Here is a 23,153-nt window from a genome sequence, read left to right as displayed (position 1 = left end):
GGTTCAGCCGGATAGTCCCGCCAGCTCAGCGGCCCGCCCGAAGATGTCGTCGAGCATCGCCGGGGTGAGCCGGCCGGTGAACATGTTCTGCTGGCTGGGGTGATAGCAGCCCAGCAACCGCAGCGTCGGGCTGAGTTCGGCGAGCGCGCCGTGACCGAATTTCGGTTTGGGTTTGGGCGGCTGATCGGTGGCCACCCGCAGCGCGATCTGCCAGGCGAAGCCGCCGAGCGCGACCATCACCCGCACATGCGGGGCGATCAGCCGCCATTCGGCGTCGATCCACGGCGCACAGGTGTTGCGCTCGGTGGTCGTCGGCGCGTTGTCCGGCGGGGCGCAGCGCACCGGGGCGATGATCCGGATCTTGTTGGCGTGCAGGCCGTCGGCGGCATCAACGCTGGTCGGCTGGTTGACCAGTCCGGCGCGGTGCAATGCGGCATAGAGCTGGTCGCCGGAGCGGTCGCCGGTGAACATCCGCCCGGTGCGGTTCGCGCCGTTGGCGGCCGGCGCCAGCCCGACGATGACGAGCTGCGGTGTCGGTGACCCCCACCCGGGCACCGGGCGTCCCCAATACGGTTGGTCGGCAAACGATTTCCGTTTGGTGACGGCCACCTCTTCGCGCCAGCTCACCAGCCGCGGGCAGGCCCGGCACACACTGATCAGCGCATCCAGTTCGGCGATCGACTCGGTTTGGCCGGCCAGCTGCGCCACGTGCGCGGCGTCGGCGGCTTGCGGGGTTTGCGGGGTTTGCGGGGTGGCCGGGTCGCCGGGCCACCCGGCACCCGGAGGCACCGGGGAGTCGAAGAGCTGACCGGTGCGCGGGTGCGGATGCATCGGTCTACTGGATCACAGTTCGACGGTGTTGGCTCCGCCAGACGTCGCATTCCCGTAGAAGGTCATCGCCCCGCCGCCGGCGTTGGAGATGTACACCGGGTTGTGCAGGAACGCGGCGTTGCCCGTGTTGACCACGCCATCGATGTTCACCAGCATCTTCATCAGCCAGTTCGGCATGACCTGCATGGTGGAATCCTGCGTGACGTAGGAGTAGAGCAGCGTGCCGTCGGGCGCGTAGACCGAGACCGGCACCCCGCCCGGGACGAATCCAATTTCGAATTGCTCAAGGACCCGGAACCCAACGGGGTCCGGCGGCGGGTTCTCCCACAGCAGGTAGTCCATGAACGCCTCCGACGGCACCCAGCCGCCCTTGCCGCCGCTGTCGAAGATCCCGCCGGTCTCCACCAGCGGCCCGTCACCGAACTGGATCTCGATGGGGTCCATATCGCGCGGGGCGCCCGGGAACGGCGCGCCGTCGATGGTGGCGATCGGAGCCATGCCGCCCACGGTGTCGGGCTGCGCTCCGAAGACCAGGCGCCCGCCGGGCTCGTCGATCAACACCCCTTGGCCGAGCTCACCGGGCAGGTCCGCGGTCACCAGATGACTGCCACCGGCGTTGGGGCCGACACCGAGAATGCCGTCGACGGGCGCGCCGGCCAGCGCCTGGGCGTCGATAGCCGAGAACGGGAAGCTGAACAGCAGCCCGTTGACGACGGTGTCCTCCGCGACGATGCCGTTGCCGAAGTCGACCGAGGTGGGTATGTCCAGTCCGATAAAGAAGCCGGCCGGGAACGCCCCGAAGTTGATGTCGTCGAAGCTGAAGTGCGCCAGCTCGTTGAGGATGTCCTGCCACGGCACGTCCCAGATCGAGACCACCAGCCCCTGCGAGCCGGTGTCCAGCGCGACCGAAATGGTCTCTCCCCCACCGATGGACAGGTCGACGATGGGCTGACCGAATCCGTCGCCGGCGACATACAGCGGAACCGAGGCGGCGTCGACCGCACTGCTGATCAGCTCGTCGATCTCGGCCCGGGCGGGCATGGCGCCGGCCACCGCGCCGAACGCCAGCGCCACCGCCACTCCCGCCGCGCCGGCGCTGCCTCTCAGGCTCATCACAGGGAGAGCTTAATGCCGACCCGGAAGCGGTCAATGTCCAAGAAGGACTTCTTGCTGGGAATTCGCCACCGCCTCTGGGCAATCAGCTGTTCCGTAGGATGACCTGCGTGGATGCCCTGGCCCAGCTGATCACCGACCTGCCCGACGGGATGGTGGTGACCGATCCGACGATCACCGCGGGCTACCGCCAGGACAACGCCCTGGATCCGTTGGCCGGCACACCGCTGGCGGTGGTGCGCCCGCTGCGCACCGAGGACGTGCAGACCGTCATGCGGTGGGCCGCCGACCACCGGGTTCCGGTGGTGACCCGGGGTGCGGGCACCGGACTGTCCGGTGGCGCCACCGCGGTCGACGGCGGGATCGTGTTGTGCACCGAGAAGATGCGCGACATCACCGTCGACCCCGTGACGCGCACCGCGGTCTGCCAGCCCGGCCTCTTCAACGCCGAGGTGAAGAAAGCCGTCGCCGAACACGGGCTGTGGTATCCCCCGGACCCGTCGTCGTTCGAGATCTGCAGCATCGGCGGCAACATCGCCACCAATGCCGGGGGGCTGTGCTGCGTCAAGTACGGCGTCACCACCGACTACGTGCTGGGCCTGCAGGTGGTGCTGGCCGACGGCACGGCGGTGCGACTGGGCGGGCCGCGCCTGAAAGACGTCGCCGGGCTGTCGCTGACCAAACTGTTCGTCGGCAGCGAGGGCACCCTCGGGGTGATCACGGAGGTGACCCTGCGGCTGCTTCCGGCCCAGCCGAAGTCCGCGGTGGTGGTGGCCACGTTCGACTCGGTGGCCGCCGCGGCCGACGCGGTCCTCGACGTCTCCGGCCGGCTGCGCCCCTCAATGCTGGAGTTCATGGACGCCGCGGCGATCAACGCCGTCGAGGACCAGCTGCGGATGGGACTGGACCGCGACGCCGCCGCCATGCTGGTGGCCGGCTCCGACGAACGGGGCCACGCCGGCGCGGAGGACGTCGACCTGATGGCGCGGGTGTTCGCCGAACACGGCGCCAAGGAGGTGTTCTCCACCGACGATCCGGTCGAGGCCGAAGGCTTCATCGCGGCCCGGCGGTTCTGCATCCCGGCGGTGGAGGCCAAGGGGCCGCTGCTGCTCGAGGATGTCGGGGTGCCGCTGCCCAGGCTGGCCGAGCTGATCACCGGCATCGAGCAGATCGCCGCCGAGCGCCGGCTGATGATCTCGGTGATCGCCCACGCCGGCGACGGCAACACCCACCCGCTGATCGTCCACGACCCGAACGACCCCGACCACGTGCAGCGCGCCGAAGCCGCCTACGGCGAGATCATGGATCTGGCGCTGTCGCTGGGCGGCACCATCACCGGCGAGCACGGTGTCGGGCGGCTGAAGCGGCCGTGGCTGGCCCGCCAGCTGGGCCCGGACGCGATGGCACTGAACCAGCGGGTCAAGGCGGCGCTGGACCCGCTGAACATCCTCAACCCCGGCTCGGGGATCTAGCCGCCGGCGCGGCTGGGCATCCTGCGACGCTCTCCCGCGCCTCGCGTCGTAGATTTCACACTCGCCCGTTGACATACCTCGGCTCATGTCGTACCAATGAGACATGACAACGATGATGTCTCGTCCGCAGTTCGTGCCGTGCAACGCCGAGACGTGGCCGAATCCCTACTCGATGTACGCCGCGTTGCGCGAGCACGACCCGGTCCATCACGTGATCCCCGACGGCCACCCCGACCAGGACTACTACGTGCTGTCCCGGCACGCCGACGTCTGGACGGCCGCCGCCGACCATGAGACGTTCTCCTCGGCCAAGGGCCTGACGATCAACTACAACGACCTGGAGATGATCGGCCTGGCGGACAACCCGCCGATGGTGATGCAGGACCCGCCGCGGCACACCGAGTTCCGGAAGCTCGTGGCGCGCGCGTTCACCCCCGCACACGTCAAGCGCCTGGAGTCGCAAGTCCGGGAGTTCGTCGTCGAGCGCCTCGAACGGATGCGCGCCGCAGGCGGCACCCACGACATCGTCGCCGAACTGTTCAAACCGCTGCCGTCGATGGTCGTCGCGCACTTCCTCGGCGTGCCGCAGGCCGACCGCGCCCAGTTCGACCGCTGGACCGATGCCATCGTCGCGGCCACCGTCAGCGAAGACGGGGTCGCCTCCGCCGGTGACGCGGTCGTCGAGATGATGACCTACTTCAGCGGACTGATCGAACGGCGCCGCACCGACCAGGAAGAGGACACCATCTCGCACCTGGTCGCCGCGGGCATGGGCGCTCCGGGCGACGACGCCGGGATCTTCGCGATCCTGGCGTTCGCCTTCACCATGGTCACCGGCGGCAACGACACCACCACCGGAATGCTCGGCGGCTCAGCGCAATTGCTGCACCGGCACCCCGACCAGCGCCGGCTGCTGGTCGACGACCCGGCGTTGATCCACGAGGCCGTCGAGGAACTGCTGCGGATGACCTCGCCGGTGCAGGGCCTGGCCCGCACCGCCACCCGCGACGTCACCATCGGCGACACCACCATCCCGGCCGGGCGCCGGGCGCTGCTGCTCTACGGCTCGGCCAACCGCGACGAGCAACAGTTCGGGTCGACCGCCGGGGAACTCGACGTGCTGCGCAAGCCCCGCCAGATCCTCACCTTCGGCTACGGCGCCCACCACTGCATCGGCAACCAGGCCGCCCGCATGCAGGCACGGGTGGCGCTGGAGGAACTGCTGGCCCGCTGCCCGGACTTCACCGTCGATGAAGCCGGGATCAGTTGGGCCGGCGGCGCTTACGTGCGCCGACCGCTGTCGGTGCCGTTCACCGCGGGGGCGTGATGGCCGGGCGGTCCTGGCTGTCGGATCAGCGCGGCGAGCTGGCCGCCGAGAAGATTCTCGACGCCGCCGAGGAACTGTTCGCCGACCACGACCCCGGCTCGGTGGGTATGAGCGAAATCGCCCGTGCCGCAGGGTGTTCCCGCGCCACGCTGTATCGCTACTTCGAGAGCCGCGACGCGCTGTACACCGCCTACGTGCACCGCTGGGCCAACGCGCTCTACCACGAGCTCACCGAACGACTCGCCGGCATCGACGACCCGGCGCAGCTGCTGGTCACCGGGATCACCGAGTCGCTGGCCCTGGTGCGCGGCAACCCGGCGCTGGCGTCGTGGTTCGCCGAGACCGGGCCGCCGATCGGCACCGCGATGGCCGAACGGTCCGACGTCATCACCGTGATGGTCACGACGTTCCTGGCGGGACTGGGCGACAAGGACGCCGAGACCGAACAGCGCGCCCGCTGGGTGGTGCGGGTGATGACATCGCTGCTGAGCTTTCCGGGGCGCGACGCCGAGGACGAGAAGGCGATGCTGGCGCAGTTCGTAGTCCCGGTCGTCGTTGCGCCGGACCGGCTCGGGTCGGCGCGGGCGAGATCAGGGATATAGCAGAGTTGCCCGCCTTTGAGCGACAATTGACATTATGTCAGTCCCGGCGCCGGATGGCTCCGAGCTGTGGGTTGACATAACCAACCTTGTCGCTCAAAGGCGGGCAACTATCTCTATGGGTCCGCCGGGCTCTATGGGTCCGCCGGGAACGCGGCTCAGGACCTCACCCGGGTGAACCGGTGCAGCAGCCATGACACCGGGATAGTGACCACCATGGTGAGCACGAACAGGTTCAGCATCGATCCGGTGTAGACCGGGGCGCGCAGCACTTCCACCATCACCACCTCCATGAGCACCAGGTGGACCAGGAAGATCTCGTAGGAGATCTCCCCCAGCCACACCATCGGCCGGCTGGCCAGCAGCCGTGCGTACCAGCCCTCATTGCCCAGCGCCAGCGGCGCCACCGCCAGGGTGGCGATCGCGGCATAAAAGACCGCCTTGACCAATGCCTCGGACAGCTTGGTCGGCGAGGTGGTCGGTTCGCCGGCCAGCGGGGTGGACGCGATGAGATAGCAGATCAGCGCCAACGGGATCGCCACGAAGCCGTAGCAGCGCACACCCATGGCCTGCAGCACCGCCAGCGCCATGCCGCCGAGGAACCACAGCAGGTAGGTCGGCAGCCACAACCGGGCGCCGTCGGGCAGAAAGTCGGTCGTGTGCACCAGCACCAGCCACGCCGGGGTGATCAACGCCAACGCCGCCAGCGCCGCCAGCAGCCGCGCCGGCCGCCACCGTCGCCGGCACAGCCACACCAGTGTGAGGTAGGCCAGCCCGGGCAGCACCACATAGAAGGCGACCTCCACCGCCAGGCTCCACATCTGGGTGAGGCCCTGATGCAGATAGCCGAACATGTAGTTGTCGGTGTAGATCTGGGTCAGCGTCAAGTTGCGCAGCAGGCCGATCCAGTTGTGACCGGGGTTCGGGCCGGCGGTGCGGAAGTGATAGATCAGGTAGGCCAGCGCCACCGTCACGACGTAGGCGGGCATGATGCGCCGCACCCGATGCCAGGCGTAGCGCCGCACCGACGGATCGGGGCGATCGAGGGCGGTGGCCCGCACCCAGGGCCGGAACAACAGAAAACCGGAGAGCACGAAGAAGATCGGCACGCCGATCTCCATCCGGGAACCCAGCAGGCCGGCATAGCCGTGGGTGTATTTGCCGGTGGTGTAGGCCGCATGGGTGCCGACGACCAGGAGCGCGGCCACTGCGCGCACACCGGTCAGCGAGGCGACCCGATCGACGTGGGCGACCTGTTCCAGTCCGCCCTGGGCGACCTCCTCGGACGGCAGCGTCATCCCATCCGTTTCCGGTGCGTCCCCCCGTCACCGTGGCGAGCGGGTTTGCCGGACGGCCGGTCGCGGCGCAGGTTGATCAACTGGCCCTGGATGCGGGTCTGCTCCAGCGCCTTGAGCGTCTTGCCGGGCAGCTTGGCGGGCAGTTCCACCAGCGAGTGGTCCACCCGGATGCTGATGTGGCCGAAGTCGCTGCGGTTCAGCCCGCCCTCGTTGGCCAGGGCCCCGACGATCGCGCCCGGGTTGACCTTGTGGCGCTTGCCCACCGCGATCCGGTAGGTGGCGAACCCTTCCTTGGGCGGGCCCTTGCGGTCGCCCTTGCGGTCGGGACGCTCGAAGTTCTCGCGTGAGCGGCGTTCCCGCGCAGGCGGTTCCGGCTCCATCAGGAACGCTTCGCCGTCGCGGGACTGCAGCGCCAGGGCGGCGGCGATGTCGGCCATCGGCACGTTGTGTTCCCGGCTGTACTCCTCTACCAGGCTGCGGAACAGGTCGGTGCCGGACGCGCCGAGGCTGGCGGTGATCGAGTCGGCGAACTTCGCCACCCGCTGGGCGTTGACGTCCTCGACCGTGGGCAGCGTCGACTCGGTCAGCTTTTGGCGGGTCGCCCGCTCGATCGCCTTGAGCAGGTGACGTTCCCGCGGGCTGACGAACAGCAGCGCGGTCCCCGATCGACCGGCCCGCCCGGTGCGCCCGATGCGGTGCACGTAGGCCTCGGTGTCGTGCGGGATGTCGTAGTTGACCACGTGCGAGATGCGTTCGACGTCCAGGCCGCGCGCGGCGACATCGGTGGCCACCAGGATGTCGATATTTCCGCTCTTGAGCGACGCGATGGTCCGCTCGCGCTGCGCCTGGGCGATATCGCCGTTGATCGCCGCGGCGGCAAACCCGCGGGCGCGCAGCTTCTCGGCGACCTCCTCGGTGGCCTGCTTGGTGCGCACGAACACGATCATCGCCTCGAAGGACTCGACCTCGAGCACCCGCGTCAGCGCGTCCATCTTGCGCGGGCCGGCGACCTCGATGTAGCGCTGCGAGATGTTCTCCGCCGTGGTGGTTTTCGCCTCGACGGTGACCTCGACCGGGTCATGCAGGTAGCGCGTGGTGATCCGGCGGATCGCCGGCGGCATCGTCGCGGAGAACAACGCCACCTGCTTGTACTCCGGGGTGTCGGCCAGGATGCGCTCCACGTCCTCGGCGAAACCCATCTGCAGCATCTCATCGGCCTCGTCGAGCACCAGGTAGTCCAGGTGCGACAGGTCCAGGCTGCCCCGCTCCAGGTGGTCGATGACCCGGCCCGGGGTGCCGACCACCACCTGGGCGCCGCGCCTGAGCCCGGACAGCTGCACGGTGTAGGACGCGCCGCCGTAGATCGGCAGCACGTTGACGCGTGGCAGGTGCGAGCCGTAGCGCCCGAACGCCTCGGCGACCTGCAGCGCCAGCTCCCGGGTGGGTGCCAGCACCAGCGCCTGGGTGGCCTTACTGGCGGTGTCGATGCGCGACAGGATCGGGATGGCGAACGCCGCGGTCTTACCGGTGCCGGTCTGCGCCAGCCCGACCACGTCGGAGCCGGCCAGCAGTGCCGGGATGGTGGCGGCCTGAATCGCCGAGGGCGTCTCGTAGCCGACGTCGACGACGGCCTGCAGCACCGAAGGGTGTATCTGCAGGTCGGCGAACGTAGTGACGGGTGGGTCTGCGGGCGGGGCCGGCGAGTCCGGGATAGGCCCGGCGGGGGCATCAGGCGAGGTCATGACGTTTAGCAGTCTACGGCCAACCAGGCCGGCCATTCGCCACCACTGATCCGCCGGTCGGCCGCGCCTCCCGAAGTTCTCGGCCGCGCGCCGGTACGGTGCCCGATGTGTTTGCCGCAAGACCGTTAGGACTGTTCGCCGGCCTGGGCGCACTGTCCGCGGCGCTGCTGGCCGGTTGCGGTTCGGGCGACTCGACCGTCGCCAAGACCCCGCAGAACACCAGCCCCACCGCCGCGGCCGAGACGCCCGTCATCACCTCGACACCCGCCGCCAGCCCGGCGCCGACCGACCCGTGCGCGGTCAACCTAGCCGCCCCGGCGATCGCCAAGGCCGTCTCGGAGCTACCCAAAGACCCGCGCAGCGGGCAGCCCTGGAGCCCGGAACCGCTGGCCGGCAACTACAGCGAGTGCGCCGATTTGTCCGCGGTGATCGTGAAAGCCAACACCAACGCCGAGACGCCGAGTACGCGTGCCGTGCTGTTTCACCGCGGCGAGTTCCTTCCGCAATCGGTGCAGGACACCTACGGGTTCAACGGCATCGACCTCGCGCACTGCACCGCGAACACGGTGGCGCTGCAGAACGCCAGCGGCATCGCCGGATTGAGCGGCCTGGTGAAGTTCCACTGGAACGGCACCGGCGTCGAGATCATCGGCAACACCACCCGCTAGGGCGCGAGCCGCCCGATCAATCGCCGCGGTGGGAGCGTCGCCCGAATTCGTCGGTGTCCTCGGCGTCGTGCCGGTGGTGCCTGTTGCGGCGCCCCGGGCTCCCGCCGGTGATCCCGAACTTGGCCAGCACGTCCGGCACCGGTTCCCCGTTGACGACCCGACGGTAGCGCCGTCCGGCGTCAACGTGAAAGCCGTTGTGCCGCAGTGGTGTCGGATCCGCATCCGGCGTCCGGGCGGTTACCGGCGGAAGCTCGACGGTCAGCGGTTCGGTGGCGGGGTCCTCATGCCGGATCGGTGGGCGCGTCGCGCGCCGGACCGGCCGCGCCGGCCGGGCAGGCCGAACAGGGCGGGCCCACTGCTGTGGCCCGGGGCGGTGCGTTTCCGGGCGGATGTCCCGCTGACCCGGGACGACGACCGGGATCAGCTCGGTCGGGTCATCGGCGTCATCGACCTCACCGGCGTCGTCGGCCTTCCCGGCTTCGTCGCTGCGGGGTGCGCTGAAGGCCGCGAAGTGACGCGGCAGGCTGACGCGTTCCAGGACGGGCGCATCCGAACCCCGGCGACGGTCATCGACTTCGTCGAGGTCTTCAAAGTCACCGAAGTCGTCGATGTCGCCGGCGTCGTCGAGATCGGCGCCCGGCCGGGGTCGCCGGCGATCCGGTGCGATGACGAAACCGACCATGAACAGCGCCGCGACCACGCCGAACAGCGCGACGAACGCCGGTAGCAGCGTCGATTCCGACATCGCCGCCGCGAACGGCTCGTGCAGGAAATCGGGCAGGTTCCGGTCACCGGAGCCAGGGTGGCGACCACCCGGCGCCGGCGGCAGATTGGTGGAGATCCGCGACGTCATGAACGCGGCCATCCCGGCACTGCCCAGCACCGCGCCGATCTGCCGGGTTGCGTTATAGACCCCGGAGCCGGCGCCGGCCAGGTGCGGCGGCAGATTGCGGGTGGCCGTCGCAGCCAACGGTGACCAGATGAACGCCATCCCGACACCGACGGCGGTGAACGGCAGCAGCAGCCGCCAGACCGGGGTGACCGGCGTCATCTCGATCGACAGCCAGGTCAGCGCGATCGCCAGCATCGAGAAGCCGAACCCGACCATCGTCCGGGGGTGGGCCCGGTCGACGATCTTGCCGACGACGGGGGCCAGAACCCCGCTGGCGATCGCCATCGGCGCGGTCAGCAACGCCGCACGGGTCGGCGACATCCCGCACACCGCCTGCGCGTAGAACATCACCGGCAGCACCATCGCGGTCGCCGCGAAACCGATGACGGCCACCCCGATGTTGGCCAGGCCGAAGTCGAGGTCACGAAAGATGTGCAACGGGACCAGCGGCTCGCCCCCGGTGACCGCCTGCCAGTAGACGAACAACACCAGGCAGCCGACACCCGCGACGATCAGCGCCCAGACCCACGGCGCCCAGCCCTGCGACTCGCCCTCCTGGAGAGCGAAGACGAGCAGGAACATGCCGATTCCCGACAGCGCCACCCCGATCAGGTCGAATCGATGCCGATGGACCGGGAGGTCGGGGATGAGCAGGTACGCCAGGACCAAGCCGAAGACACCGACCGGCACGTTGACGAAGAAGATCCACTCCCAGCCCAGCCCGTCGACCAGCACCCCGCCCGCCAGCGGCCCGATCAGCGTCGCCACCCCGGCCGTCGCTCCCCACACGCTCATCGCCATGCCGCGACGGTCGGCGGGAAATGTCCGGGTGATCACCGTCAGGGTCTGCGGCGTCAACAGCGCGGCACCGATCCCCTGCACCGCGCGCGCCGTGATCAACATGTCGATCCCGCCGGCCAGGCCGCACCACAGCGAGGCCGCGGTGAACACCGCCAGCCCGGCCAGATAGAGATTCTTCGGGCCGAACTGGTCGCCGAGCCGACCGGTGACCAGCAGCGGCACCGCATACCCCAACAGGTAGGCACTGGTCACCCAGATCACCGTGTCGTAGCCGATGTCGAGCGCCGCCATGATGCTGGGGTTGGCGACGGCCACGATGGTGGAATCCACCAGGATCACGAAGAACCCGAGCATCATCGCCCACAACGCGTTCCACGGATTGACCGAATCCCCCCGACCTACCGGTCGCGGGATCGTGAAACGCACACCACCGGGGCGTCTCGGCTGGTCGCCGGGACGAGTCCGGCTACTCGTGGCGCTCAAGCGCCGCCCCTCCCCTCGCTGCGCTCTGCGGTCCGGGCCTCTAACCACCTCATGCGACGCTACGGACCGAAGTTGCCTTGAACAACTCGCAGCGCCGGTGCCCTGATTCGCCGCCGAACGGCTAGCGGCCCGTTGAGCGGGTAAACCCCCACCGGAACGTTAGCCTGAACAATTACGGAGTCGGAATGGGAGGCAACCATGGGCATCTTTCGGCGACGGCGGTCGGCGCAGGAACTGGCGCCCGCCCCCGGCGGTGAGAAGCCCGGCATGACGGCCCGGGTGTTGTCGCGGGTCATCGAGAGCAGCGAGAAGGTGCAGGGCCCGGCGGTGCGCGCCTACGTCGAGCGGTTGCGCCACCGCGACCCCGGCGTCGGGCCGGCGCAAGTGGTGAAGAAGCTGGAGCGGCGCTACCTGGCCGCGGCCACGGCCAGCGGTGCCGCGGTGGGCGCCACGGCGGCGGTGCCGGCGATCGGCACCCTGCTCGCGATGTCGGCGGTCGCCGCCGAGACCGCCGTCTTCCTGGAGGCCACCGCGTTCTTCGTGCTGTGCGTGGCGGAGGTACACGGCATTCCCGTCGACAACCGGGAACGACGGCGCGCCCTGGTGCTGGCGGTGCTGGTCGGCGACCAGGGCAAGGGCGCCATGGCCGACCTGCTCGGCTCGGGCCGCACCAGCGGCGCGTGGCTCGCTCAGGGGACGGCGGCGCTGCCGCTGCCGGCGGTGTCGGAGCTGAACTCGCGGCTGCTGCGCTACTTCGTCAAGCGCTTCACCCTGCGGCGCGGGGCGCTGGCGTTCGGGAAGCTGCTGCCGGTCGGGCTGGGCGCGGTGATCGGAGCCCTCGGCAACCGCTTCATCGGCAAGAAGATCGTCGGGAACGCCCGCCGGGCCTTCGGTCCGGCCGCCGACCGCTGGCCGGTCACGCTGCACCTGCTGCCGGCCCTGCCCGACGACTCGGACGCTCAGGTCAGCCCGTCACAACCGTCGGCGTGATCAACCGAACACCGGTGGCGGAATAACGCGAAGAGGCTAGCCTTTATGCAGGCAGGCGGGCGCCGCTTGGGCGGCCGGCCAGACGATCGGGAATACAGGAATAGAGGCGAGTAACTGTCGTGAGCGGTATGAGTTCACCCTTCGGTCAGAACGAATGGCTAGTCGAGGAGATGTACCGCAAATTCCGCGACGATCCGTCCTCGGTGGACCCGAGCTGGCACGAGTTCCTGGTCGACTACAAGCCGGATGAATCCGGCGATTCAGCGAGGCTCGACGGAGGAGAGGCGAAGCTGGGATCGCCGCATAAACCCGGCGGTGACGGCTCGCCCACTCCCGCGCCGGCCGCCAAGCCCGCCCAGCCGAAGTCCGAGCCGGCCGCCCCGGCCAAGCCCGCACCGGCCGCCGAAGCGAAGCCCGCTCCAGCCGCCAAACCCGCCCGGCCGAAGTCGCCCGCTCCGGCCGCCGACGCCGAACTACAGGTGTTGCGCGGCGCGGCCGCCGCGGTGGTCAAGAACATGGACACCTCCCTGACGGTGCCCACGGCCACCAGTGTGCGCGCCGTGCCGGCCAAGCTGATGATCGACAACCGCATCGTCATCAACAACCAACTCAAGCGCACCCGCGGCGGCAAGATCTCCTTCACCCACCTGTTGGGCTACGCGCTCGTACAGGCCGTCAAGCAGTTCCCCAACATGAACCGGCACTTCGCCGAGGTCGACGGCAAGCCCAACGCCGTCACACCGGCGCACACCAATCTGGGGCTCGCGATCGACCTGCACGGCAAGGACGGCAAGCGCTCGCTGGTGGTGGCCGGCATCAAGGAGGCGGAGTCGCTGCATTTCGCGCAGTTCGTCGCCGCCTACGAAGACATCGTGCGCCGCGCCCGCGACGGCAAACTGACCGCCGAGGACTTCGCCGGCGTGACGATCTCGCTGACCAACCCCGGAACCATCGGCACCGTGCACTCGGTGCCCCGGCTGATGGCCGGCCAGGGCGCGATCATCGGCGTCGGCGCCATGGAGTACCCCGCCGAGTTCCAGGGGGCCAGCGAGCAGCGCATCGCCGAACTCGGGGTGGGCAAGCTGATCACGCTGACCTCGACCTATGACCACCGCATCATCCAGGGCGCGGAATCGGGCGATTTCTTGCGCACCGTGCACGAGTTGCTGCTCTCCGACGCGTTCTGGGACGAGATCTTCTTCGAGCTGTCCATCCCCTATGAGCCGGTACGGTGGCGCACCGACAACCCGGACTCGGTGGTCGACAAGAACGCCCGCGTCGTCGAGCTGATCGCCGCGTACCGCAACCGCGGTCACCTGATGGCCGACGTCGACCCGCTGCGGCTGGACAACACCCGGTTCCGCAGCCACCCCGACCTGGACGTGCTGACCCACGGTCTGACGCTGTGGGATCTGGACCGGGAGTTCAAGGTCGAGGGCCTGCCCGGCGGCGACTTCCGCAAGCTGCGCGAGATCCTCTCGGTGCTGCGCGACGCCTACTGCCGCCACGTCGGCGTGGAGTACACCCACATCCTCGAGCCCGAACAGCAGCAGTGGCTGCAGGAGCGCGTCGAGGTCAAGCACATCAAACCCACTGTCGCACAGCAGAAATACATCCTGAGCAAGCTGAATGCCGCCGAAGCGTTCGAGAGCTTTCTGCAGACCAAGTACGTCGGGCAGAAACGGTTCAGCCTGGAAGGCGCCGAGGCGGTGATCCCGATGATGGACGCGGCGATCGACCAGTGCGCCGAGTACGCGCTCGACGAGGTCGTCATCGGCATGCCGCACCGCGGCCGGCTCAACGTGCTGGCCAACATCGTCGGCAAGCCGTATTCGCAGATCTTCACCGAGTTCGAGGGCAACCTCAACCCGGCCGAGGCGCACGGTTCCGGCGACGTCAAGTACCACCTGGGCTCCACCGGGGTGTACCTGCAGATGTTCGGCGACAACGACATTCAGGTGTCACTGACCGCCAACCCGTCGCACTTGGAGGCCGTCGACCCGGTGCTGGAGGGGCTTGTCCGGGCCCGCCAGGACCTGCTCGATCGGGGCTCCTCGGACAACGGCGAACGGCCGGCGTTCTCGGTGGTGCCGATGATGCTGCACGGCGACGCCGCGTTCGCCGGCCAGGGCGTGGTGGCCGAGACGCTGAACATGGCGATGCTGCCCGGCTACCGGGTCGGCGGCACCATCCACATCATCGTCAACAACCAGATCGGGTTCACCACCGCGCCGGACCACTCCCGCTCCAGCGAGTACTGCACCGACGTCGCCAAGATGATCGGCGCGCCGATCTTCCACGTCAACGGCGACGACCCGGAGGCCTGCGACTGGGTGGCCCGGCTGGCGGTGGACTTCCGGCAGAAGTTCCACAAGGACGTCGTCATCGACATGCTGTGCTACCGCCGCCGCGGGCACAACGAGGGCGACGACCCGTCGATGACCAACCCGTACATGTACGACGTGATCGGCACCAAGCGCGGCGTGCGCAAGAGCTACACCGAAGACCTGATCGGCCGTGGCGACATCTCGATGAAGGAGGCCGAAGACGCGCTGCGCGACTACCACGGCCAACTGGAGCGGGTGTTCAACGAGATCCGTGAACTGGAAAAGCACGCCGCCATGCCCAGCGAGTCGGTCGAATCCGAGCAGCAGGTGCCGCGCGGGCTGAACACCGCGGTAGACAAGGCGATGCTGGCCCGCATCGGCGACGCGTTCCTGTCGATTCCCGAGGGATTCACCGTGCATCCGCGGGTGTTGCCGGTGCTCGAGCGGCGCAAGGAGATGGCCTACGAAGGCAAGGTCGACTGGGCGTTCGCCGAACTGCTGGCGCTGGGTTCGCTGGTTGCCGAGGGCAAACTGGTGCGACTGTCGGGGCAGGACACTCGCCGCGGCACCTTCTCCCAGCGGCACTCGGTGATCATCGACCACACCAACGGCGCCGAGTTCAGCCCGTTGCAGTTGCTGGCCAGCACCCCCGACGGCACCCCGAGCGGCGGCAAGTTCCTGGTCTACGACTCACCGCTGTCCGAGTTCGCCGCGGTCGGCTTCGAATACGGCTACACCGTCGGCAACCCCGACGCGATGGTGCTGTGGGAGGCGCAGTTCGGCGACTTCGTCAACGGTGCGCAGTCGATCATCGACGAGTTCATCAGTTCCGGCGAGGCCAAGTGGGGCCAGCTGTCCAATGTGGTGCTGCTGCTGCCGCACGGCCATGAGGGCCAAGGCCCCGACCACACCTCCGGGCGCATCGAGCGCTTCCTGCAGTTGTGGGCGGAAGGCTCGATGACCATCGCGATGCCCTCGACCCCGTCGAACTACTTCCACCTGCTGCGCCGGCATGCCCTCGACGGGATCCAGCGGCCGCTGATCGTGTTCACCCCGAAGTCGATGCTGCGCAACAAGGCAGTGGTCAGCGACATCAAGGACTTCACCGACGTCAAGTTCCGCTCGGTGCTCGAAGAGCCCACCTACGGCGACGGCGACGGCGACCGCAACAAGGTCACCCGGGTGTTGCTGACCAGCGGCAAGATCTACTACGAGTTGGCCGCCCGCAAGGCCAAGGACGACCGGGAGGACATCGCGCTGGTGCGGATCGAGCAGCTGGCCCCGCTGCCCAAGCGGCGCCTCGCCGCCACCTTGGACCGCTACCCGAATGCGGAGCAGTTCTTCTGGGTGCAGGAGGAGCCGGCCAACCAGGGCGCGTGGCCGCGGTTCGGCCTGGAGCTGCCGGAGTTGCTGCCCGAGAAGCTGACCGGGGTCAAGCGGATCTCGCGGCGGGCGATGTCGGCGCCGTCGTCGGGTTCCTCGAAGGTGCACGCCGTCGAGCAGCAGGAGATCATCGACTTGGCATTTGGGTGAGCGTTCGGCTGACCCCCTTCCCCGCCAGCGTGCGGGTCCCCGGGCGACACACCGGGTTCATACACGCTCACCGGGGCGCTGAAGCCGGTACCGCTGGTACCGGATAGGCTCTGATGGTCAATCGACCGCGGGGAGGGCACATGAAGGGATTCGCCGGGAAAGTCGCCGTCGTCACCGGCGCCGGCTCGGGGATCGGCCGGGCGCTGGCCGTCGAGCTGGCCCGCGCCGGCGCGCAACTGGCGATCAGCGATGTCGACACCGAGGGGCTGGCACAGACCGAGCAACGGTTGGCCGCACTGGGCGTGCGGGTCAAGGCAGACCGGCTCGACGTCACCGAGCGCGAAGTGGTCATCGGCTACGCCGACGAGGTCAAAGGCCACTTCGGCAAGGTCAACCAGATCTACAACAACGCCGGGATCGCGTTCAGCGGCGACGTCGAGGCCAGCGAGTTCAAGGACATCGAACGGGTGATGGACGTCGACTTCTGGGGCGTGGTCAACGGCACCAAAGCCTTCCTGCCGCACCTGATCGCCTCCGGCGACGGCCACGTCATCAACATCTCCAGCTTGTTCGGTTTGCTGTCGATGCCCGGCCAGGCCGCCTACAACGCCGCCAAATTCGCCGTCCGCGGCTTCACCGAGGCGCTGCATCAGGAGATGGCCATCGCCAAGCACCCGGTCAAGGTCACCACCGTGCATCCCGGCGGCATCAAGACCGCGATCGCCCGCAACGCCACCACCGTCGAAGGAGTGGACCACGCCGCGATGGCCGACTTCTTCGACCGGCGGCTGGCCTCCACCAGTGCCGAAGAGGCCGCCCGGGTGATCCTCGACGGGGTGAGCAAGAACCGGGCCCGGGTGCTCATCGGAAACGACGCGCGGGCACTCGACCTGCTCGTGCGTCTCACCGGTTCGCGCTACCAGCGGCTGTTCTCGTTCGTCATCCCCCGGTTCGCTCCCCGGTAGGGTTTCGCCGGCACTACCGCCCGAGCGGATGCTCCTCCAGGAAGGCATCCACGACCGCCTGCGGATCGGCGCCGCCGGCCACCCGTCGGCGCATGTCGGCCAGGGCCTCGGTGTCGAGCACACCGGCGACCTGATTGATCGCCAGCAGTTGGGATTCGGTCAGCTCGTTGCGCCGATACAGCGGCACCACGTTCTCAGCGCGCATCAGTGCCGGCCGGCCATCGGTGAGCAGCACGGTGCCGTGGTCGGGCGTCGACGGACTGGCCGTACTGGTCCACGCCGCGGTGATCTGGCGGGCACGCAGCGCGGCGAACAGCGCTACGCTATCAGGGAATTCGCGCAGTCTGGGCAGGGCGCACCGCCCCACCACCGCCGGCGTCCGCACACCGGCGACCGCGCCGACGACCAGCCCGGAGCAGTGCCGCACCAGCGCGGACAGCTCGGATCCGCCCCACGCGTCGGCGGTGGCTTTCGTCACGGCCAGCACCGGTTTGTCAGCGGCGGTCATGGCGTAGTCACCGAGCGCAAGCCCTTCGGGCAGCGCACCGGCCAACGCCCAGTAGACCTGCCGGTCGGACCGTGCGGTGGAGTCGGGGGCGAACACCGCCAGCAGGCGGCCGGTGAAACCGGGAACCAGGGTCAACTGCCCGGAATCCAGCGCCGCGACCGGGTCGGCGACCACATCGATTCGCACCGCGGCACCGGCACCGCGCAGCGCGCTCGCGTACAGCTGGGCCAAAACCTGCGACTGCGGGTCCGGCGCGGTCGCCACGCCCAGCGGCGCCGGCCCCGGGCGATCACCACACCCGGCGATCAGCAGGGCCGTGGTCAGTACCAGCGCCAACCGGCGCAGTTGATGTCTCGGCGACCGCGGCACCGTAGGCTCAGGACGCGGACCCGGCGGCCGCTGCGACCGCGGCCGCAACCGCCGGCTCGACACGCGGGTCCAGCGGGCTCGGCACGACGCGATCCGGTGCCAGATCGTCGGCGACGACGGAGTAAATCGCCTCCGCGGCAGCCAATTTCATCTCCTCGGTGATGCGTTCGGCATTGGCGTCCAGCGCACCGCGGAACACCCCGGGGAAGGCCAGCACGTTGTTGATCTGGTTGGGGAAATCGCTGCGCCCGGTCGCCACCACCGCCGCGTACTTGGCCGCCAGATCCGGGTGGATCTCCGGGTCGGGGTTCGACAGTGCGAACACCACCCCGCCCGGGTTCATCGACGCGATCAACTCCTCGGGGACCACCCCTCCGGAGGCGCCCAGGAACACATCGGCGCCGGCCAGCGCCTCGGCCAGGCCACCGGTGCAGCCACCGGGGTTGGTGCGTTGCGCCAGCTCGGTCTTGACGTCGTTCATGTCGGTGCGTTCCGCATGCAGCACACCCTGCGAATCGAGCACGATCATCTCCGAGATGCCCACCGACATCAGGATGTTGGCGCAGGCCACGCCCGCGGCACCGGCACCGGAGACCACCACCCGCAGCGAGGAGATGTCACGTCCGAGCACCTTGGCCGCACCCATCAGGGCCGCCAGCGCCACGATGGCGGTGCCGTGCTGGTCGTCGTGCATCACCGGGCAGTCCAGCGCCTCGATCACCCGGCGTTCGATCTCGAAGCACCGCGGCGCGGAAATGTCCTCGAGGTTGACCGCGCCGAACGACGGACGCAGCCGCACCAGGGTCTCCACGATCTCGTCAGGATCCTTGGTGTCCAACACGATGGGAATGGAGTCCAGGCCGGCGAAGGTCTTGAACAGCGCGGCCTTGCCCTCCATCACCGGCAGCGACGCCGACGGACCCAGGTCGCCCAGCCCGAGCACCGAGGTGCCGTCGCTGACCACCGCCACCAGCCGGTGCGCCCAGGTGTAGCGGGCGGCCAGGGTGTGGTCCGCGGCGATGGCGCGGCTGACCTGCGCCACCCCGGGCGTGTAGGCGATCGACAGCGCGCGCTGGCTGTCCAGCGGGGTTTTCAGGTCGACGGAGATCTTCCCGCCCATGTGGGCTTCGAAGATCTCCTCGTCCCCGATGACGATCGGCGAGTTGTCCAACGTGTTCGCAAGGTTCTCAGGCATCGATAGTCCAGGGTACTGCGCTGGTGGCTCTCGATCGGCAACGGCCAGCGCCGGTGGGCGCCGGCCGCGCTCAGATCAGGCCCAGCCCCTTGACCGCTTCGCGCTCCTCGGCCAGCTCAGCAGTGGAGGCGTCGATCCGGCCGCGGGAGAAGTCGTCGATGTCCAGGCCACCCACGATGCTCCAGTCGCCGCCGGAGGTGGTGACCGGGAACGACGAGATCAGGCCCTCGGGCACCCCGTAGGAGCCGTCGGAGACCACCGCCATCGACACCCAGTCCCCGTCCGGGCTGCCCAGCAGCCAGTCCCGGGCGGCGTCGACGGTGGCCGATGCCGCCGAGGCCGCCGACGAGGCGCCGCGGGCGTCGATGATCGCCGCACCGCGCTTGGCGACGGTGGGGATGAAGTCGTTCTCGATCCAGGACTGGTCGCCCACGACCTCGGCCGCGTTACGCCCGCCGACCTCGGCGTGGAACAGGTCCGGGTACTGGCTGGCGGAGTGGTTGCCCCAGATCGTCATCTTCTTGACGTCGGTGACCTTGGCGCCGGTCTTGGCCGCCAGCTGCGAAATCGCCCGGTTGTGGTCCAGTCGGGTCAGCGCGGAGAAGCGCTCCTTGGGGATGTCGGGAGCGTTGGTCATCGCGATCAGCGCGTTGGTGTTGGCCGGGTTTCCGGTCACGCCCACCCGGATGTCGGAAGCCGCAACCGCGTTGAGCGCCTTGCCCTGCGCGGTGAAGATCGCACCGTTGGCCTCCAGCAGGTCGCTGCGCTCCATGCCCGGGCCGCGGGGGCGGGCGCCCACCAGCAGCGCCAGGTTGGCGCCGTCGAAGATCTTGTTCGCGTCCGAACCGATCTGCACCCCCGACAGCAGCGGGAACGCGCAGTCGTCAAGCTCCATCACCACGCCCTCGAGCGCCTTGAGCGCGGGCTCGATCTCCAGCAGTCGCAGTTCGATCGGCCGGTCGGGGCCGAGCAACGAGCCACTGGCCAGGCGGAAAAGCAGGCTGTAGCCGATCTGGCCGGCGGCGCCGGTGACGGCCACCTTGAGCGGGGTTGTGCTCACGTCAAGTGCTCCTCGAACGGGTTCGGCTTGGTCTGGAATGGTCTGGATTGGTCCGGGTCGAAACTATCGCACCGGTGCGGGCCGGAAAACTCCGGACCCCGCGGCGACGGCGCTGACCGGTCACTTTGGGTCCGGGCGCGTACCATTTGACCGGCGTATGCGCCGGGAGGGAGGCCGCCGATGACGGCGTTGCGAGATCCGGCTCCGCGGGTGCTGATCGACTGCGGTGTCTATACCGACGGGGACCGCGTTCCCGGCCAGTTCACCCCCGCCGGGGCGATGGCCAAGGTCCGCGAGATCGAGGCGAAAGGCCGGGACGGTTTCGTCTGGGTCGGCCTGCACGAACCCGACGAGTCCCAGATGCAAGCCGTGGCAGCGACCTTCGACCTGCACGAACTGACCGTCGAGGATGCCGTGCACGCCCACCAGCGGCCCAAGCTGGAGCGCTACGACGAATCGCTGTTCCTGGTGCTCAAGACCGTCAACTACCTCCCGCACGAATCGGTGGTGCTGCCGCGGCAGATCGTCGAGACCGGCGAGATCATGGTGTTCGTCGGCCGGAACTTCGTCGTCACCGTCCGGCACGGCGAACACGGCCGACTCTCCGAGGTCCGCAAGCGGATGGACGCCGACCCCGACCACATGCGGCTGGGGCCGTACGCGGTGATGCATGCCATCGCCGACTACGTGGTCGACCGCTACGTGGAGGTGACCAACCTGATGGAAAGCGACATCGACGCCATCGAGGAGGTGGCGTTCGCACCGGGCACCCGCACCGACGTCGAGCCGATCTACCAGATCAAACGCGAAGTCGTCGAACTGCGGCGCGCGGTGGCACCGCTGTCGATTCCGCTTCAGCGGATGCAGAGCGACTACAAGGATCTGATCTCCAAAGAGGTGCGGCGCTACCTGCGTGACGTCGCCGACCACCAGACCCGCGCCGCCGAACAGATCGCCAGCTACGACGAGATGCTGAGTTCACTGGTGCAGGCGGCGCTGGCACGGGTGGGCATGCAGCAGAACACCGACATGCGCAAGATGTCGGCGTGGGCCGGCATCATCGCCGTCCCCACCATGATCGCCGGCATCTACGGAATGAACTTCGACCACATGCCCGCGCTGCACTGGTCGTTCAGTTACCCGACCGTGCTGCTGGGCATGGCCGGCATCAGCACCGTGCTCTACCGCGCGTTCCGCCGCAACGGCTGGCTCTGAGCTGGCCGCCCTCGGGTTAAGGCTGGGAGGCGGGGCGGTCGGGGTCGAGCACATCCACCCCGTCGGCGCGCCAGGCCTCGCGCATCGCGTCGGCGCCCTTGAGCCGCACCCAGGCCGCCTCGGTCGCGGTGATCGGGATGGCCGACAAGAACCGCACCGGCTCGCGCGGCGCCTCCAGCGCCAACTCGGCGATATCGCTGTCACCCAGCAGCATCGCGGTGAACGGCACGCCGCCCGACTGCCGCGTCCACAGCGGACCGCCCAGGTCCATCAGCGCATCGGCGGCCAGCACCACACCCTCCACCACCGGGGCGGCGGCCACCATGGCCAGGCTGCGCGCCAACCCGGCATCAGAACCCGAGATCCGCAGCCGCAGCACGACCTCCGCGCGCGGACCGTGCACCGGGTCGGCGAGGATCTGGCCCGGGTCGCCCATCGGGTGGCGTGAGCAGCCCACCGAGACGTAATGCACCATCCGGTCGGGCCCGGGCCCGAACCGCAGCACGTCGACGGGCTCGACGCCCAGGAACGTCACCCGCGCCGCGCCGGGCTCCGACGCGATGCCGGCAGCCGCGTAGTGCGCTTTCAGGTGCTCACGCACCCGGTCCAGGTCGTCGCTCACCGCGGAGCCGGCGCTACGGTCAGGTTCACCCCGGACTCGGCGTCGAACACCACCACCTTGGCGGCGTCCAAGGCCAGCTCGATCGGCTGCCCGCCGGCCGCCTTCGAGGCGGCGGGAACCCGCGCCACCAGCCCGTTTTCGGTCGACGTGCCGGCGGCCTCGTTCGGGGTGAAGTACAGGTACTTGTCGGCGCCCAGCGATTCCACCAGGTCGACGCGCGCGCCGAAGGTCACCGCCCCGGCCCGGTCGGCGTCGGCGAGCAAACCGGCGTCACCGAGATGTTCGGGACGCACGCCGATGACGACGTCGTGATGGGTCCCGGGGTGCCGACCGATGACGTCGCGGACCTCCGCGGCCAGCGGGACCTCGCCGAACGGCAGTCGCGCCCCGGTCGAGGTCAACGTGGCCGGGAAGAAGTTCATCGCCGGCGAGCCGACGAAACCCGCGACGAACAGATTGGCCGGCCGCTCGTAGAGCTCGTCGGGGGTGCCGATCTGCTGGGCGATCCCGCCGTGCATCACCACCACCCGGTCGCCGAGCGTCATCGCCTCGGTCTGGTCGTGGGTGACGTAGACGGTGGTGGTGCCCAATCGGCGCTGCAGCCGGGCGATCTCGCTGCGCATCTGCACCCGCAGCTTGGCGTCCAGGTTCGACAGCGGCTCGTCCATCAGAAACGCCTTGGGATGCCGCACGATCGCCCGTCCCATCGCGACCCGCTGCCGCTGCCCACCGGACAACTGCGACGGCTTGCGGTCCAGAAACTCCGACAGGTCAAGGATTTTCGCGACCTCGGTGACCTTCTCGGCGATCTGCGGCTTCTTCATCTTGGCCAGGGTCAGCGGGAAGGCGATGTTCTGCCGGACCGTCATGTGCGGATACAGGGCATAGGACTGGAACACCATCGCGATGTCGCGGTCCTTGGGCGCTTTCTCGTTGACGCGTTCACCGCCGATGCGCAACTCCCCCGACGAGATCTCCTCCAGCCCCGCGATCATGTTCAGCGTGGTGGATTTTCCGCAGCCCGACGGGCCCACCAGGATGATGAATTCGCCGTCGGCGATCCTCAGCGACAGGTCTTTGACCGCCACGGCGCCGTCGGGGTAACTCTTGCTGATGTGGAGGAGTTCGATCTCTGCCATCGGC

The 23,153-nt window shown here is 68.9% G+C and carries 18 protein-coding genes; 8 read left to right on the top strand and 10 right to left on the bottom strand.

Annotated features, from left to right (window positions below):
- Positions 1-3: 3 nt before the first annotated feature.
- A complete protein-coding gene (locus AWC24_RS21000; RefSeq protein ID WP_085088978.1) occupies positions 4-831 on the bottom strand; it encodes a uracil-DNA glycosylase in 828 nt (275 codons plus the stop codon).
- 12 nt (positions 832-843) lie between these two features.
- A complete protein-coding gene (locus AWC24_RS20995; protein WP_085088976.1) occupies positions 844-1,944 on the bottom strand; it encodes a PecA family PE domain-processing aspartic protease in 1,101 nt (366 codons plus the stop codon).
- A gap of 152 nt (positions 1,945-2,096) precedes the next feature.
- Between AWC24_RS20995 and AWC24_RS20990 the strand changes: the two genes are divergently transcribed.
- From AWC24_RS20990 to AWC24_RS20980, 3 genes are all read left to right on the top strand, one after another.
- Positions 2,097-3,416, top strand: coding sequence for an FAD-binding oxidoreductase (locus AWC24_RS20990; RefSeq protein ID WP_234807469.1), 1,320 nt, complete (start codon positions 2,097-2,099; stop codon positions 3,414-3,416).
- Between the two features lie 112 nt (positions 3,417-3,528).
- Positions 3,529-4,743, top strand: coding sequence for a cytochrome P450 (locus tag AWC24_RS20985; RefSeq protein WP_109560585.1), 1,215 nt, complete (start codon positions 3,529-3,531; stop codon positions 4,741-4,743).
- Positions 4,743-5,345 (top strand): TetR/AcrR family transcriptional regulator, encoded by a 603-nt coding sequence (locus AWC24_RS20980; RefSeq protein ID WP_085088970.1) that lies wholly within the window; start codon positions 4,743-4,745, stop codon positions 5,343-5,345. Before AWC24_RS20985 ends, AWC24_RS20980 begins: the two co-directional genes overlap by 1 nt.
- A gap of 155 nt (positions 5,346-5,500) precedes the next feature.
- On the opposite strand, the gene AWC24_RS20975 is transcribed toward AWC24_RS20980, so the two are convergent.
- Together AWC24_RS20975 and AWC24_RS20970 are read right to left on the bottom strand one after the other, a co-directional pair.
- Complete coding sequence (locus AWC24_RS20975; protein WP_085088968.1) at positions 5,501-6,640, bottom strand: acyltransferase family protein; 1,140 nt, start codon at positions 6,638-6,640, stop codon at positions 5,501-5,503.
- A complete protein-coding gene (locus AWC24_RS20970; protein ID WP_085088966.1) occupies positions 6,637-8,382 on the bottom strand; it encodes a DEAD/DEAH box helicase in 1,746 nt (581 codons plus the stop codon). Before AWC24_RS20970 ends, AWC24_RS20975 begins: the two co-directional genes overlap by 4 nt.
- A gap of 107 nt (positions 8,383-8,489) precedes the next feature.
- Here AWC24_RS20970 and AWC24_RS20965 point away from each other — a divergent pair, with 107 nt between their 5' ends.
- Positions 8,490-9,050 carry an LppP/LprE family lipoprotein gene (locus AWC24_RS20965; RefSeq protein WP_174813624.1) on the top strand — a complete coding sequence of 187 codons (561 nt, stop codon included), beginning with the start codon at positions 8,490-8,492 and terminating at the stop codon, positions 9,048-9,050.
- A 16-nt stretch (positions 9,051-9,066) separates the two neighbouring features.
- On the opposite strand, the gene AWC24_RS20960 is transcribed toward AWC24_RS20965, so the two are convergent.
- Positions 9,067-11,100: a DHA2 family efflux MFS transporter permease subunit gene (locus AWC24_RS20960; protein ID WP_085088964.1), complete on the bottom strand. Its 2,034-nt coding sequence runs from the start codon at positions 11,098-11,100 to the stop codon at positions 9,067-9,069.
- 324 nt (positions 11,101-11,424) lie between these two features.
- On the opposite strand from AWC24_RS20960, the gene AWC24_RS20955 reads away from it, so the two are divergent.
- The 3 genes from AWC24_RS20955 to AWC24_RS20945 all read left to right on the top strand — a co-directional run bounded on the left by AWC24_RS20955 (position 11,425) and on the right by AWC24_RS20945 (position 17,041).
- Positions 11,425-12,216 (top strand): hypothetical protein, encoded by a 792-nt coding sequence (locus AWC24_RS20955; RefSeq protein ID WP_085088962.1) that lies wholly within the window; start codon positions 11,425-11,427, stop codon positions 12,214-12,216.
- A 119-nt stretch (positions 12,217-12,335) separates the two neighbouring features.
- The gene (locus AWC24_RS20950) at positions 12,336-16,076 is read left to right on the top strand and encodes a multifunctional oxoglutarate decarboxylase/oxoglutarate dehydrogenase thiamine pyrophosphate-binding subunit/dihydrolipoyllysine-residue succinyltransferase subunit (protein WP_085088960.1); all 3,741 of its coding nucleotides are present in this window, start codon (positions 12,336-12,338) and stop codon (positions 16,074-16,076) included.
- Positions 16,077-16,216: 140 nt separating this feature from the next.
- Entirely contained in the window at positions 16,217-17,041 is an 825-nt protein-coding gene (locus AWC24_RS20945; RefSeq protein ID WP_085088958.1) for an SDR family NAD(P)-dependent oxidoreductase, read from the top strand.
- Positions 17,042-17,054: 13 nt separating this feature from the next.
- Here AWC24_RS20945 and AWC24_RS20940 read toward each other — a convergent pair whose 3' ends face one another.
- The 3 genes from AWC24_RS20940 to AWC24_RS20930 all read right to left on the bottom strand — a co-directional run bounded on the left by AWC24_RS20940 (position 17,055) and on the right by AWC24_RS20930 (position 20,173).
- A complete protein-coding gene (locus AWC24_RS20940) occupies positions 17,055-17,894 on the bottom strand; it encodes a glycine betaine ABC transporter substrate-binding protein (protein WP_234807468.1) in 840 nt (279 codons plus the stop codon).
- A 31-nt stretch (positions 17,895-17,925) separates the two neighbouring features.
- The gene (locus AWC24_RS20935) at positions 17,926-19,113 is read right to left on the bottom strand and encodes an NAD(P)-dependent malic enzyme (protein ID WP_085088954.1); all 1,188 of its coding nucleotides are present in this window, start codon (positions 19,111-19,113) and stop codon (positions 17,926-17,928) included.
- A 70-nt stretch (positions 19,114-19,183) separates the two neighbouring features.
- Positions 19,184-20,173, bottom strand: coding sequence for a malate dehydrogenase (locus AWC24_RS20930; protein WP_085088952.1), 990 nt, complete (start codon positions 20,171-20,173; stop codon positions 19,184-19,186).
- A 180-nt stretch (positions 20,174-20,353) separates the two neighbouring features.
- Here AWC24_RS20930 and corA point away from each other — a divergent pair, with 180 nt between their 5' ends.
- A complete protein-coding gene (corA, locus tag AWC24_RS20925) occupies positions 20,354-21,388 on the top strand; it encodes a magnesium/cobalt transporter CorA (protein WP_085088950.1) in 1,035 nt (344 codons plus the stop codon).
- 16 nt (positions 21,389-21,404) lie between these two features.
- On the opposite strand, the gene AWC24_RS20920 is transcribed toward corA, so the two are convergent.
- Both AWC24_RS20920 and AWC24_RS20915 read right to left on the bottom strand, forming a co-directional pair.
- Positions 21,405-22,010, bottom strand: a complete 606-nt coding sequence (locus tag AWC24_RS20920; protein WP_085088948.1) for a suppressor of fused domain protein — start codon at positions 22,008-22,010, stop codon at positions 21,405-21,407.
- Positions 22,007-23,149 (bottom strand): ABC transporter ATP-binding protein, encoded by a 1,143-nt coding sequence (locus tag AWC24_RS20915; protein WP_085088946.1) that lies wholly within the window; start codon positions 23,147-23,149, stop codon positions 22,007-22,009. Before AWC24_RS20915 ends, AWC24_RS20920 begins: the two co-directional genes overlap by 4 nt.
- Positions 23,150-23,153: the final 4 nt, after the last annotated feature.

Origin of the sequence: Mycolicibacter senuensis (assembly GCF_002101885.1) — a bacterium.
Lineage (GTDB): Bacteria > Actinomycetota > Actinomycetes > Mycobacteriales > Mycobacteriaceae > Mycobacterium > Mycobacterium senuense.
This window is presented reverse-complemented; position numbering and strand designations above follow the sequence as displayed.